General features: G+C 44.4%; 10 protein-coding genes. 5 read left to right on the top strand and 5 right to left on the bottom strand.

Annotated elements, in window-relative coordinates:
* Window positions 1-11: 11 nt before the first annotated feature.
* Window positions 12-1,844, top strand: coding sequence for a formylglycine-generating enzyme family protein (locus OCU60_RS17845; RefSeq protein WP_074372049.1), 1,833 nt, complete (start codon window positions 12-14; stop codon window positions 1,842-1,844).
* Between the two features lie 94 nt (window positions 1,845-1,938).
* On the opposite strand, the gene pdxH is transcribed toward OCU60_RS17845, so the two are convergent.
* Window positions 1,939-2,589: a pyridoxamine 5'-phosphate oxidase gene (gene pdxH, locus OCU60_RS17840; RefSeq protein ID WP_074371997.1), complete on the bottom strand. Its 651-nt coding sequence runs from the start codon at window positions 2,587-2,589 to the stop codon at window positions 1,939-1,941.
* 247 nt (window positions 2,590-2,836) lie between these two features.
* Here pdxH and OCU60_RS17835 point away from each other — a divergent pair, with 247 nt between their 5' ends.
* From OCU60_RS17835 to OCU60_RS17820, 4 genes are read left to right on the top strand one after another with little or no spacing between them, the layout of a single operon-like run.
* Complete coding sequence (locus OCU60_RS17835; protein WP_074371996.1) at window positions 2,837-4,228, top strand: HlyD family type I secretion periplasmic adaptor subunit; 1,392 nt, start codon at window positions 2,837-2,839, stop codon at window positions 4,226-4,228.
* 51 nt (window positions 4,229-4,279) lie between these two features.
* Window positions 4,280-4,948 carry a transglutaminase-like cysteine peptidase gene (locus tag OCU60_RS17830; protein WP_074371995.1) on the top strand — a complete coding sequence of 223 codons (669 nt, stop codon included), beginning with the start codon at window positions 4,280-4,282 and terminating at the stop codon, window positions 4,946-4,948.
* A 6-nt stretch (window positions 4,949-4,954) separates the two neighbouring features.
* Window positions 4,955-6,868 carry a bifunctional diguanylate cyclase/phosphodiesterase gene (locus tag OCU60_RS17825; protein ID WP_074371994.1) on the top strand — a complete coding sequence of 638 codons (1,914 nt, stop codon included), beginning with the start codon at window positions 4,955-4,957 and terminating at the stop codon, window positions 6,866-6,868.
* A 28-nt stretch (window positions 6,869-6,896) separates the two neighbouring features.
* Window positions 6,897-9,008, top strand: coding sequence for a type I secretion system permease/ATPase (locus tag OCU60_RS17820; RefSeq protein WP_074371993.1), 2,112 nt, complete (start codon window positions 6,897-6,899; stop codon window positions 9,006-9,008).
* 45 nt (window positions 9,009-9,053) lie between these two features.
* Here the strand turns inward: OCU60_RS17820 and OCU60_RS17815 are convergent, their stop codons facing one another.
* From OCU60_RS17815 to OCU60_RS17800, 4 genes are all read right to left on the bottom strand, one after another.
* Window positions 9,054-10,733, bottom strand: a complete 1,680-nt coding sequence (locus tag OCU60_RS17815) for a FapA family protein (protein WP_074371992.1) — start codon at window positions 10,731-10,733, stop codon at window positions 9,054-9,056.
* Between the two features lie 154 nt (window positions 10,734-10,887).
* Window positions 10,888-12,921 (bottom strand): tRNA(Met) cytidine acetyltransferase TmcA, encoded by a 2,034-nt coding sequence (locus tag OCU60_RS17810; protein ID WP_083602581.1) that lies wholly within the window; start codon window positions 12,919-12,921, stop codon window positions 10,888-10,890.
* Between the two features lie 142 nt (window positions 12,922-13,063).
* Complete coding sequence (locus tag OCU60_RS17805; protein ID WP_074371991.1) at window positions 13,064-14,035, bottom strand: ParB/RepB/Spo0J family partition protein; 972 nt, start codon at window positions 14,033-14,035, stop codon at window positions 13,064-13,066.
* A 6-nt stretch (window positions 14,036-14,041) separates the two neighbouring features.
* The gene (locus OCU60_RS17800; RefSeq protein WP_074371990.1) at window positions 14,042-15,259 is read right to left on the bottom strand and encodes an AAA family ATPase; all 1,218 of its coding nucleotides are present in this window, start codon (window positions 15,257-15,259) and stop codon (window positions 14,042-14,044) included.
* Window positions 15,260-15,265 lie beyond the last annotated feature (6 nt).

Genomic DNA, 15,265 nt, shown 5'->3' with positions numbered 1-15,265 from the left:
AGTACAAAAGCATGCGACAAGGAATAACTGCTCTATTATCAACCCTCCTGCTTGGTTTCGTATCATTCAGCGCTTTTGCTGAAGATGCGACATTGCCAGAAAAAGCCGCACCTTTAGTCAACCAAATTGACGATGCACTTTTCAGTAAAAATACAGATCTGGAAAAAGCCCAGAACGTTTTGCAAGAAAAACAACAGACCGTCGCAAACCAACAAACCGAGCTCAGCAGACTTCGTCAGCAAGATAAGGAACTTTCAGCCAAGCTGAACCGAACCAAAAAAGATTTGGAAAATGCCTATCAAAAGATGATCTCGGATCCCAAACTGGATATCAGCTCTTATCAGTCGACCTACCAGAATGCATGGTCAAAATACAAGCAAAATCAGAAGAGTTTGTTTGATATGGATAACCAACTGGAAGAACAGAAAGGGTCACTCAAAGATCAGGAAACCAAGGTTTCTCTACTCAAAAAGAACATTGCCGATCTCCAGCGAAATAAGTTGAAAGCTCGGGCAAAACGGTTGAGGATCGAACTGTTAAAAGAAGGGGTGGAAAAAGTCAGCTTTACCAACCGTTGTCACCCATCAATGACCATTGCCGCATGTGAACAGCAAACCATAAAATTGGCTCTGCAAAAAGCGGTCAAACAGTTCCAGACGTCTTTAATAAACAGTGTTAGCGAATCTCCAACTGCAATAAAACATGCTTCAAAGGCATCCCTGAATATTCATGTCCTTCAGCATCAAACGGTTCAATCAGGTTTCTCTGATGCCAGCCGTTATCAAACCATTGTTGAAGCACGGTTAGGAGCGAAGCCGGACAATGCAGCGCCTTGCCAACTTTTAGATATTGATGCCCAGTACTGTATCATTGACGATCAACAACCAATTCAGCAGGAAGTTGCTTGGTTTAATCTGATACTTCGTTCCAATCTGTATGACGATCAGGTAATTATTGATGATGTTCGCTATGGTCATACACCACTGACATTAACGCTATCGGAAGGTGTTCATCAGATCCGGATCGAAAAAACAGGTTATATTCCATATCAAACAGAGATTAATTTGAAGTCAGACAGCCAACTTCGGGCTGTTTTGAAAGAAGAGCATAATCAGTTGAAAACTGGCTATGCATTTGCGGATGGATTATCACAAAGCCTCTCAGGCCCCGAGTTGGTCACGATAACGCCAGGGAAATTCTTCATCGGGGAACATGCATCGACTCAAGTGTTCCTTGATCATGCTTTCGCAATTTCATCGACCCCCATCACTGTTGGACTGTTCAAAGTGTTTGTCACGCAGACCAATTACCGTTCAGATGCAGAACTGATGAAAACGTGTGTGGCGATGATCAATAACCAAATGACCCCACAGTCTGGTCATTACTGGCGTAACCCCGGGTTTAAACAATCCTCGCAATCGCCTGTTGTTTGCGTCAGCCAAAATGATGCGAAAGCATTTACAAACTGGCTTTCAAAACAAACAGGGTTTAAATACCGACTCCCAACGGAAGATGAATGGGAAATTGCAGCTCGGGCTGGCACGCAAACCGACTACTGGTGGGGCGATGATTTTGCGACTGGTTTAGCCAATACCGGGTGGAGTGGCTCTTTCTGGGCAAACAAAAGTACATCTCCGGTCAAATCATTCCCAGCGAACCCTCTCGGGCTGTATGACGTTATCGGCAACGTCTGGGAATGGACCAGCGCGCCTCAAGGTCTCCTCAAAGGCGGTGCTTGGAGTTTCTCGCCACTCAATGCCGTGGTCTATAGCCAACTCTTCTCTGAGCCATCAACAGCCGCGAATTACATCGGCTTTCGGGTTGTAAGAGAAATTAAAGAGTAATTCACTGATCAACCAAAAAAGGGAAGCCATGGCTTCCCTTTTTTGGTTCTGCCGTCATCCGATTGCCGATGAGGGCGATAACAAATGCAACGGCTTAAGGAGCCAATCGGTTAATCTCCCACTGTCCGTCACCTTGACATGCTTCCTGTTGTGCATAAAGGAATCGATCGTGTAAACGATGTTCCCCACCCTGCCAAAATTCGAAACTTTCAGGAATCACCCGATACCCCCCCCAAAAACTGGGGACAGGAATCTCTCCTTTTACAAATTTTTGTTTTAACTCCAGAAACTTCCCTTCCAGGATGCCCCGAGCAGAGATTCGCTGACTCTGATGACTTGCAATGGCAGCCAATTGACTATCTTTTGGACGAGAGGAAAAGTATTTAAAATTTTCCATCGCTGAAAGTTTCTGAGCCCGTCCGGTGATATGCACCTGACGCTCTAGCATGTGCCACGGAAAATGGAGACTAATGCGATTATTGTGTTCAATATGGTGAGCTTTACGACTGCCCAGATTGGTATAGAAAATAAAGCCATGTTCACCAGAATCCTTCAGCAACACAATCCGTTGAAAAGGTTGACCGTCGGGAGCAACTGTCGCAACAGTCATGGCTGTCGGATCAGAAATATTGGCATTAATCGCCTGTTGTAGCCAATGCTCGAATTGATGAAAAGGATTTGACATCAAATCTTTTCTTCTTAAGCCACCTTGAATATATTCCCGACGAATATCTGAGAGTTCCATGCGTGCTCCTGCATTTTTTTCGTGATTGTGCGCCTTTCATATTGATAAGACAAGTATCACATCAACCCCGCGACAAAACGGCAACAATTTCCAGAAAAACCAAGCAATCTTGTCAAGGTATGGTACAGTTTCTAGCGAAAATAGAGGAATTCAGCGATTTTCAGCATCTATCTGATGCCGATTCTTAACATTTCATCAGACTAGTAATAAAATCAACAGAGTAATCCGAACCGAATAGGATGTCTTGATGCGTAAAGACAGCTACAGCGAACTTTCATCAGAAGAACTGGAATATGTTGACGATAAAACGGCGGCACTTCTACTGAATACCCCAGATAGTGCTCGGATTATGTTATGGGTTATGGCTGTTTTTTTTGTTATCGCAATCATCTGGGCATCTTTTGCTGAAATAGATAAAGTAACCGTCGGAAATGGCAAAGTCATCCCCTCCTCCCAAGTTCAAGTGATCCAAAACTTAGAAGGCGGGCTGGTCAAACAAATTCTGGTCAAAGAAGGCCAGCACGTCGAAAAAGGGCAACAACTGATACTCCTTGATAAAACCCAATTCTTATCCGATTACCGCGAGCGGGAGCAGGAAGTTGCCAACTTAACAGCAAACGTCGTCCAATTGTCCACATCGATCAACAGTGTGAAAATTAATGAGAAATTCGACGAAACCAACTGGCAGAAAAATGTTGTCGTAACCTACAGTCATTTGAAATTTCCTAAAGCATTGGCCGAAAAAAAAGCCAAATTAGTGACACGACAAAAAGCACAGTACACGCAGTCACTGGATAATTTGAGAAACCAGCTTTCGGTGGTCGATCAACAAATCAAACAGAAAAATCAGGATCTGATTGAATTACAAGCCAGAGTCGCGAATTTGGAGCAAAGCTATAAGTATGTTCAAAAAGAACTACAGATGACTGAACCGCTGGCAAAAGAAGGCGTTGTGCCAGAGATCGAGATCCTAAAATTACAACGGCAAGTGAACGATATCCGCCGAGATATGACATCTGGTCAATTAAAAATACCACTGGCAAAAGCGGCGCTCAAAGAAGCGATGTATAGCCGTATTGATACCGCACAAACCTTCCGTTCCGAGCAGCAGGACAAGTTAAATCAGGCTCAGGATAAATTATCAGCGCTCACCGAGTCAGCCGTCGGGCTGGAAGATCGGGTCAACCGGACGGTGGTCGTTTCTCCGGTCACCGGTACGGTCAAAACGCTCAATGTCAATACAGTGGGTGGCGTGATTCAACCGGGCATGGATATTGTTGAAATTGTTCCGTCAGAAGATACATTACTCGTTGAAGCAAAAATTGCCCCCCAAGACATTGCTTTCCTCCGTCCGAATTTACATGCTATCGTCAAGTTTAGCGCCTATAACTTTAGTAAATATGGTGGATTGGAAGGCACGCTTGAACATATCAGTGCCGATACCTCTCAGGATGAAGAGGGCAACAGTTTCTATATCGTTCGGGTCAGGACGTTTTCCACCACATTGCATCATGATGGAGACCTCCCCATAATCCCGGGAATGACCGCATCAGTCGATATCATCACTGGGAAAAGAACCGTGATGGAGTATCTTTTACAGCCGATACTTGGTGCTCAGGAAAACGCACTGAAAGAATAATGGAGCCCGACATCTGCCCATGAGTAATCCGATCAGAAAAATAGAGGCATTATGAAACGCTGGCTGACAGTCATCTTTATGCTATTACTACTGACGGTATCGTCATTACAGGCCCTTGATACCACGGAACAGAAGTGGGTAAATGCCGTAACACGAGTTTACGGTGAGCGGGCTGGTAAACGAGTCGAAGCCTGGCGGAATGCTTTGGCCGAATATAAACCACTTTCAACACAAAAAAAGCTGGAAAAAGTGAATGCCTTTTTCAATCAACTCTACTTTGTCAGCGATATCAAGCTATGGGGTAAGCAAGATTACTGGGCAACGCCGCTGGAATTTCTGGGAGCGAATGCAGGAGATTGCGAAGATTTTACAATTGCCAAATATTTTTCTCTCAGAGAAATTGGCGTACCGGACAGCAAACTAAGATTAGTCTATGTTAAAGCCATTAAACTCAATCAGTTTCACATGGTACTTGCCTATTACAAAACACCAGATGCAGAGCCTCTCATCCTCGATAATTTGATACCTCAAATCAAGCCAGCAAGGCGCAGAACCGATTTATTGCCGATCTACAGCTTCAATGGTCGGAATCTATGGCTGATGAAATCGAAAAACGGTCAGTTGGCGGGCGACTCATCTCGTCTGAGTCTGTGGAATGACTTAAGGGATCGGGAACGGGAACTCATTTTGAATAAACCGATAGTTAGCTACGATGGGTAGGGAAATATGACTCTTTACAAGCAAATCGTTATGGGAATGATTGCGCTGTTTATTTTGCTGATTAGTTCTGTATTTATTATTGAATTTAATACGACACGCAGCAATCTTGAACAACAGCAACGTTCAGAAGTCAGCAACACCATCAATACCGTAGGACTGGCACTGGCCCCGTATTTGGAAGATAAAGACACGGTTTCAGCCGAGTCGGTAATCAATGCACTGTTTGATGGCAGCACGTATTCACTGGTCAAATTAACCTTTTTCGATGATCGCCCTGCGATTGTGCGAACGTATCCCATTACACCAAACGGTGTCCCTGCATGGTTCACTCACCTTGGCTTGTTTAAACCAATCAATAGAAGCCGCGTGGTGACCAGTGGCTGGATGCAGCTCGCTAAAGTGAACATTGTCAGCCATCCGGGCGAAGCATATCGACAATTATGGGATGCCCTCATTCGCCTGAGCATTGTTTTCGGCTGTATTTTCCTATTCGGGCTGATCGCAATTTCGCTGATGATCAAACACTCTCTACGCCCCCTTCATGCGATAGTGATTAAAATGGAGCAGGTCGCGCGCAGCCAGTTTGGTAAGCCGTTGCCCCCGCCAATGACGAAAGACCTCGTCCATGTCGTTGACGGGATCAACCGGATGTCTTCTCAGATCGAAAAAGCTTTTATGGCTCAGGCCAAAGAAGCGCAACAACTGCGAGACCGGGCTTATCTCGATACCGTCTCAAAACTGGGCAATCGCTCTTACTATATGAATCAGTTGGAAAGCTGGTTAAGTGAAGGCGGATACGGTGCTGTTGCGATACTTCAGGCGACGTTTATCGAAGAAAGCTATGATGTTGAGGGTTATGAGAGCGGCGACGCGCAAGTAAAAACACTGGCAGAACATCTCAAACTGTCGGTTAACGCTCCGAAAACGACTCTTGCACGCTTATCAAATAGTGAATTCGCCTTTCTTTTCCCTCATGCTGAGGACGATGAAATTCAGGCCATTGCGGAAAATATAATGAACTGCGTCTCTAACATAACACCGGATCCGACGGGGCTTGTCTCTCCGGAAGCTTATCTGGGGTTGGTGCTGAATAAATCGAAAACCACAACTTCCAATATATTGTCGCTACTGGATAACGCTTTAGCGTCTGCAAAAGCGGAGCGGACAAAACCATACAGCTATATCAACAGTGATGAAAATCACCTAGTCATGGGTAAACAGCAGTGGAAAACGCTAGTTGATCAAGCAATGAAAGATGATTTGGTTCGCTTTCGATTTCAGACTGCATGTGACAAGGATGGTAAGGAATTACATAAAGAGGTGTTTTCCTCAATCGAAAAAGATGGTCAACGATACAGTGCGCCACAATACCTGTTTGCGCTGGAACAGCTTAACGTCAGCCATATTTTCGATGAGTATGTGATTCAGCAGATGTTCGAAAAATTAGCTCAGGATGAAAGCGGCAACGACATTCTGGCGATTAATATTTCTAGCAACAGCATTTCGGATCCGAGCTTTATTCGCTGGATCTCTCAGTTACTGATACAAAATCCATCGGTCGCGAAACGATTCCATTTTGAAATTCCGGAAGCCTGTTTTATCGAAAACGCCAACTATACTGCACTATTCTGTCATGCCATCCGAGAGACTGGTGCGGACTTTGGTGTCGATCATTATGGCCGACATTTCCAGACACTGGATTACCTCAACGAATTCAGACCGAATTACGTGAAATTGGATTACGTATTCACACATAATCTGAAAGACGAGAAACAGACCTATACACTTGCGTCGATTTCAAGAGCCGCGCATAACCTAGACATTACAACGGTAGCGTCAAGAATAGAAACACAAGAGCAGCTAGACTTTCTGGCTGAACACTTTATTGATGTATTCCAAGGCTTTATTGTTGATAAGTGATGGAAAATAATTGAAAAGGTCAGCTTGAATGAAAGATACATTACTCAATTCGCTGATTTATATCAGCCGGTATTATGGCTTAGCTAACTCTCCGGAAGCGCTGGTTAATGGATTACCGTTATCAGATGGGAGACTCACTCCATTTTTGTTCCCCCGGGCAGCAGAAAGGGCAGGGCTGGTTGCCAAAGAAAACCGCGCAAAATTGAGCGAGATACCTCGACTGATATTCCCCGTCGTACTCCTACTTAAAGGGGGCGAGTCATGCGTATTACTCAGTCTTAATGAAGAGCAACAAGAAGCTGAAGTTATCACCGAGTCATCCGGAATGGTACCGATCTCCTATTCTCTTCAGGATCTGGAAGAACGCTATATCGGCCGCTATTTTATGGTCAAAAAGCAGTTCAGTTATGATGAAAGATCTCCGGAAGTCTTAAAAACAAATCAAGGTCACTGGTTCTGGAGTACCCTTTGGCAATCGAAAAAAATTTACCGTGATGTACTGATAGCATCACTGCTGATCAATGCTTTCGCAATTGCTGCACCGATGTTTTCCCGCTTAGTGTATGACAAAGTCGTGCCGAACCTCGCATTTGAAACACTCTGGGTGCTCTCCAGCGGTATCGTTTGTATTTTTCTGTTTGATATCACCTTAAAAATGCTCAGAAGCTATTTCATTGATGTCGCAGGAAAGAAATCAGACATTCTGATCTCTTCAAAACTCTACAGTAAGGTGCTGGGCATCCGTATGGAAAACCGCCCCCCTTCTGTCGGAGCATTTGCCAGACACCTCCAAGAATTCGAGTCGATCCGGGAGTTTTTCACATCTGCAACAATTTCATCACTGATTGATTTACCGTTTGCCTTCTTATTTCTATTTCTCATCTGGTTAATGTCAGGTCCACTGGTCATCGTACCGATTGTTGGCGTGGTGATTTTGGCATGTTACTCCTACCTGATTCAGGGCAAACTCAAAGTCGCAATCGAAGAAGGCTCAAGACTTGCGTCTCAAAAATATGCCAACCTGATTGAAAGCCTTTCCGGTTTAGAAACCGTCAAATTATTTGGTGCACAAAGTCAATTCCAATATCGCTGGGAAGAAGCAGTCGCACACATGGCGAATTGGAACATTAAAAGCAGAAAAATAACCAATGGTATTCAAAATGCTGCGGGTTTTGTCCAGCAGGTGAGCAACATCGGGATGATCATTGTCGGTGTTTATTTGATTTCTGAAGGTGACTTGACCATGGGGGGGATGATTGCAGCCACGATGCTCAGCAGCCGAGCAATCGCGCCCATGATTCAGCTCTCTTTGCTCTCGACACGGTATACGCAGGCCAAATCAGCTTTCACGTTAATCGAAGGTATTATGGCGATGCCTGAAGAACAAGAGGAAGGGAAACGCTATATTCATCGCCCCATCTTTAAAGGCAAAATCGAGTTAGACAACGTGACTTTTCACTACCCAGGCTCGGCGACAGCATCGATTCGTGATGTCAGTATCACCATCAATCCCGGAGAAAAAGTCGCAATTATCGGTAGAGTGGGCTCAGGAAAGACCACATTAGAACGCTTGATCATGGGATTGTATAAACCCACAGAAGGCCACCTTCGTATTGATGACACCAATATCTCTCAGTTACATCACATTGATATTCGTAGAAATATTGGCTGTACGCCACAAGATAGCCTGCTATTTTTCGGGACAATTCGTGAAAACATTACACTCGGAAGACCATTAGTTGATGACCGAGATGTTCTCGATGCAGCAAATCGTGCCGGTGTGACGATGTTTACTCAACAGGACGCTGCCGGAATGGAACGGCAAGTCGGAGAAGGCGGACAATTACTTTCCGGGGGGCAAAAACAGGCAGTTGCAATTGCTCGCGCCTTGTTAGGTCGTCCACCGGTACTATTAATGGATGAACCGACCAGTGCCATGGATAACCGCTCAGAAATGCATGTGAAGCATCAGTTTAAGCAGTTAACCCCCAACGAAACACTGATACTCATCACCCATAAAACATCAATGCTGGATATTGTCGATCGTATTATCGTGATGGAAAAAGGTTACGTGATTGCTGATGGTGCGAAAGAGGAAGTGCTAAACAATCTGCGTCAGGGAAACGTCCGGGCTGTTTAACGCCCCCATCAGCAGACAATAAAATGATGTTGCCGCGATATGGAGTCACATTTCAGAGACAACATCATTTTCATCTAATAAAGAACGACATTTAATTTCATACTGGGTGAAATTAAAAAGACTAGGGCCATGAGATCGCTTGATCACAATACGCTCATCGCCGAATTGAATAATCACATGACTGAAAACTTTACTTTTGACTTCAACGGTACTTTCTCTCAGCCTGTCTTCAAATTCATCTTCCATCACTGCGAGCATCTCTTTTTCTTTAGCCATCTGCTCACTCGTTTCTTGTTTCAGACGCTCAATCTCTTCACGTCCTTCTTCTGTTCGCTTCTCTTTAGGTCGCTTATTAAATTCTAATTCCCGACGGACAATGTCCATTGTTTTAGCCTGTGTCTGTTTGTATTGTTCTTTGTATTGCTCCAGACGCTTTCTGTAACTCGCATAGCAGCCAAACGCTTCAACACGCGTTGCGGTATCCCCCTCAACCCCAAGATTGACGCAGATGAGTTTACAGCCAACTTTAGCCATGCCACCACTTAATGTGCCTTGCTTCTCTTTTTCATCGATGACATACAGATCCTGCCCACAACGAATATTGTTGCTAATGCTATGCACGCTCAGATGAATATCATCATGTGCCTGAATTTCAGAATACTGCGCATAATTGGCTCTAATTGTCGCACCAGATTTTACTGTGCAAGTGCGTTTTTCGTCATCGGCTGTCGTATGACCAATGATTCCTTTCCCGACGAGAATATCGCCTTGGGCCTGAACATCTGCAGATTCGATAAATCCACCGACAGTGATAGAGCCGGTCGCACGGACAATCATTCCGGATTCAATATTGCCAGCGACAATCAAGGCTCCTTTAAATTTCACATGTCCCGTCCCCACATTGATATTTTGCATACATAATGCATTATCAACATCGATACTTCGTTCCTTGATCAACGGCATTCCGGAAATCGTCGAGACTAAAATATTGGGATCTTTCGCAGAAAGAGTGGTGCCTTTGCCTTCTTTCATGGGTGAGTCATTCCCCGGTTTTGCGGGAATACTCGTCCCTTGAACCGTATAACCGGGCGTCCCTTTTGTGGCGGGAATCCGGCGCATCACTTCATCACCTTCTCCTACCGTAATGGTCTCTCCCAAATTTCTCATGTCGAATTTTGACGAATTTTCTTTATGCTGTGGCGCCAATACACGTTTCTTCACATCATCAACTAAAGGAATAAATTTCGTATCAACTCCGTTGACAGGATTTTTCCCTTGTGCGATAGGCTGAACAAATACCTCTCCCGGGGAGAGCGTTCTACTGACAATTAAAACTTTTTTCAGTGCTGCCTTATTGATACCTTTAGTGACTCTTGACTGGGCAAGTGCATGAACTAAATCACTACCGAGCAATCCTCGACCACCATATGCGCCCGTAACCACCATACTCGCAAGCATGTCTTGTTCTGCTAACTCAACCCTCACTTGTGCATGAAGACGCTTCGCAACGACAGTATCCTTATAAGCATCTCCTTTGCCTTCGTTCGCAGCATTGATAAACCGTTCCAATACTTCCTGATCCAAATAGAACGCAGAGGCACCTAAATTTGTTAAAGCTTCCATGATTCCGCTTTTCGATAATTTCTTACTCAGCGTGTCTATCGGTTTCAGGTTCGCGATGACTGACTTTTTATCTTCTGTGATAGATAAAATTCTCTTCCACATCTATGCGTCCTTATCGTACATACTCGCAATCCATTCTATTCGCTTATATTTTACTCATCTCATGACAGCAACTAAATAAGCGCTATTGAAAATTCAGTGCTGGGTCACCAACTTAGTAGATTTACAGTGTAAATAGGCAAATTTGATTGATTGACTATAACTCAAATTTACACTGTAAACTCGCAATGATAGATGAAAGGTTGTCTCGGATTCTCTGCTCAATCTGCTTCCTGCCAGTGACAGAAGAATGAGTAACTATCGTTGACCACGCCTGATTCTGTAATACTTTCTCAATCAACAAGTCATCAATCATGTCGATATGTTCAGGTGGCAGCGCTGACATATAGAGAGATATCCATACCGCGACACTCTCATAATTGGAGCCGCCCTGAACATAATTTCGAATCAATGTGACAGGTATATTTATTATCGGTAAATTGACGCACATCTTTAGCAACTGCCGAACAACATCAGGCTCTAACCGAGTCAGTTCTGTTTTTAAGGCATGTGGGAAATAGTATGACCATTGTTTTCTCGCAGACTCAAACCACGAATACGAATTACGGTAAATCATCACAATAGAGTAACAGCCACTCGCCTGGTCTCTACGCGAACCGATTTTCACTGGATGAAAACCATTTTTTTCCCAAAACTGAAGGAGCGCTGAAGTGGCACCAAAGCTGGTGGCGATATAGTCAGTCGAGCATTGACGAGTCCATGCGGAAAGTAGTGCAGAACCATATCCTCGACCTTGCCAGGCAGGATGGATCGCAATCCGCATCACTCGGCAACAAGACAACCCAGCCGCATCAGATAACCCGAGTTGGTTCACCAAAGAAGTCGGCACCAGATGTCCTTTCGGACGATGCTGACCGCATTGAATTCTTGCAACTGCATCTGGCGATAACGGTCCTTCCCGTATTGCAAGAATGCATCCCACAAGATGATATGCCCTCTGCGCAATAAAGACTGTGATCTTCGAATCAGAAAGAATGCCCATTAAATCATTCGGTGTCGTTTGATAATGGGCATTGGTTAGTAAAGAAAAGAGATTTGCGAACAACGCTGGCTCATTCAGTAATTCGTCACGAGTCAGGTTACGATACTGAACTGGACCATCTTGTATATCTTCTATCGCGGGTAACTCAGCATCAAGCAAAAATGTCTGATACTGCCACTTTTCAAGTGGATCACCTTCAGCCCAGCGGATCGGCATTGATAATTTCTGATGCGTTAAACCGGGCCTGTGGTGTTTTAGCCACGGTAAAAATTTGAGCGTAAATCCTCTGCCACATCCTTCGTAACCATGAATAGTGGTCGAAAAAACTAAACGATGGTAGTGATGGGTTAAAGAAGTGAGCATCGATATAGGTATCGCAGCGGCTTCATCAATCAAGAGTAGATCACAGCCCGGGCGCTCATAAATGAGTTCATCTGGTGCAATGAACTGGAGTTTGGCTTGCTGATAAATAAATGTCTTTCCCTGTATCTGTCCGTCAGGAAGCATTCGTTGAAGATGGCAAAAAATCGGGTCAACCGACGAGAAAGCAGGAGCCGTAACAATCATCTGAATAAATGGACGACGCGTCATTAAAACGGATGCAGCAATGCCCAATGCACTGCTTTTTCCCCGACCACGATCAGCAGTCAATACGAAGGGACGTTTTCGATGCCCTTCGACGACATGAATAATTGACTCAATGGCTTTGTCCTGTTGCTCAAATCGATCGATTCGCATTGATGGTCGTGGTGAAAAATCGACTTCGACAGACGACTGTAACTCATCCACGAATATCAGTTGATCCAGAGCACGCCGTAACCATTGTTGGGCCGGATTTAAATTTTCAGCCCACTCAGGGACATTAACAAACACTAAAATTCCGCCACCTTGCAGCGTTCCAAGAGCGGCATTAAAACTGTCAGCATCGAATCCAACCGATAAATCAACCAATAACAGTCCACATTCCTGACCCAGTAAGCGACGGCCAGACTTAATATCGAACCATTCATATCCTTCTCTGGGATGACCGCCAAGCTGTATATGCCGACTGCCAAAATAGTCCTTTAATTGCAACAGTCGGGCTTCAGTCCACTTTGGCGTTCCTTTCAGCACAATACCGGCACGGTAGAACGTTTGTTCCAAATAAGAGCATAATGGGGAAAGAACCTCAGAAAAAGCACACATCATCGCAAAGCCATAAAAACAGGAATATTGGTATCACATCATACAAATCATCTGAGGAAAAGGAAGTGTTTCTCATGAGGAATTCAGGATTCAAAAAAGCCCGGTGATTCACCGGGCTTTTTTATTTCAAGAAGAAATCAAGACGTTAGTTCATTTTACTCTGAATAAATTCAAATAATTCATCCATAAGCTGATCATCAACCCGCTTTAGATTCAGCACTAACTGGCTACCTTTGCGAGAATAACTCGCGCGTCCTTTGACTAATTCAATTTTATGCGAGGCAACTTTCTGTTTCGGTGCAAGTGAAGCCATCCACTGTTCCAGTGTTTCCGTCACTTCTTTGGTCAACCGAGCAACACCTTGAACCTCACTTTTTTGCCAGACAAATTCACCATCGGCACGGCATTTATCTAAGAGCTGCTCCCGCTGTTCCTCATCTAAAACACTATATTGCTTATGAAGTTTTACGATGGTCGGGCGGCCAAGCTCAACAACATTGGGGTAGGCTTGAAGTAACTCAAGAGGCAAATCGGCAGCCTTCAGTGCACCACTCACGAGCGCTTCACTGCATTGGAACATTTTTGCTAAGGCTTTTTGATCTTCAGCTTCGCCACTATCCAGTTTCGCCTGCATCTCTTTGCCTTTTTCGTAGAGAGATAACGGCTTATGCGCGTTTGCCACATCAGACAAGAATTTGGCATGTTCTTCATTAATTCCGCCCGCCACATAAACGAGGAAGTCCTGATTTGCCAGAATACATGCCATACGACGTCGGCTACCATCGAGCACTTCAATCATACCGTCGGTTGAACGTCGTCCAACGGCTGGATACTGTTGTCCCCGGTCTTGCAGCGTACTCAAAATATCAGACAATGCATGTTCATTCAGAAACGACTGTTCACGGGCATTCCGCTCAAAAACGGTCGTTTGGGTCGCAATACGGTCTGCTGGTATACGCTGTAATTCAAAGGTGACTAAATCTTTGCCAGCCACAGCCAATTCGATGACATGTGCTTTTTCTTTTGCAGCGTTTTGCGCCTCTTGCGGGGTTGTTGCCCGGCGCTTATCGGCCTTACCAAACAGTTTCGCGTTTAATTCTGATGTTTTCATTGCCATATTCTCTTACCCCTGATTCAACGATGGCCAATGTGTATGTAGTACTCTCTCAAGCTCTAATGCACTTTTTTGAACGGCATCTTGCGCTGTCGCCAGTGTTTTCTTCCCGCCTTCAAAATCACCGGAAGTTAAATCAAACACCGTGCTATAGGTATCAGCGCAGGTTTCGAATGCCCGACTGCGTGGTATCGTTGCCATCATAACCTGCTCTCCGAGCAGATAATTCATCTCCGTCAAAACAGAAACTTGCTTTTTATTATCATCCTCGAACATCGTCGGTACCAAACGAACAAACTCAAGTCCCTTCCAATCTTCCGGAAACATTTCGTAAACGGTCGGTAAATGCTGGAAGAAGTTAACGGTTGATGCCCAATCCAGACGTTTCGCTGCGCATGGTATCAAAAGCGCATTAGACGCATACATTGCATTCCAGACTAAAGGGTCAACATGTGGCCCCGTATCGATGACAATAATATCAAAATCATCAGCAATTTTATCAATCAACTTTTCTTTCAAGAGACGGACAATATCCAATGACTGGTTTTGTGATAAATATTGCCATGCTTCAGCATTAAACATCGCATCTTCAGGAAAAGCAGAAATGGTTTTCAAGTTCGGGTACTGAGTGGACATCAGTACATTCTTATTCAGAAAAGAACGGTCCACCGTCGTGTCATCCGGCACATTGTCTAGCATGATATCCACCGCAGAGAAAATACTTTCATTTTCTTCTGTACTAATCTGAGGATTCAAAAATAGACGTAATGATCCTTGAGGATCTAAATCGATTAAGCAAATACGATATCTTTTATCCAGATTTAAAGCCAGACAGGCAGACAGATGAACCGCAGTCATCGATTTTCCCGTGCCACCTTTTTGATTCTGAACATTAATAATCCAAGGCTTATTATCATTGTTCTTTTTACGTTGATGGAAAGTAGACACGCCAGCCGCATCCATCAACATATGCGCTTCGGCAAGAGAGATAGAATAATGATTGGCATTATTTTTCGTAAACTGATGCCCCTCAGCTTCCATTTTTGCAATAGCTTCATCCAGCTTTCGGCGTGTGAGACCGGAACGCGTTTCCATCAATGCCTTAGACATTGGGGGAAAGTGATCGTCTTTACGTTCTTCAAGAACGATTTCTATCCGGTCCGCCTGAACTTGTTTGGTTTGTTCAGCGAGTTGGTAGAGATTATCTATGGTTTTTTCTCTCTTCATTGCCAA

The organism is Vibrio spartinae (assembly GCF_024347135.1).
Taxonomy (GTDB): Bacteria; Pseudomonadota; Gammaproteobacteria; order Enterobacterales; family Vibrionaceae; genus Vibrio; species Vibrio spartinae.
The sequence above is the reverse complement of the archived record's forward strand: the minus strand, read 5'-3'. Positions and strand labels throughout refer to the sequence as shown.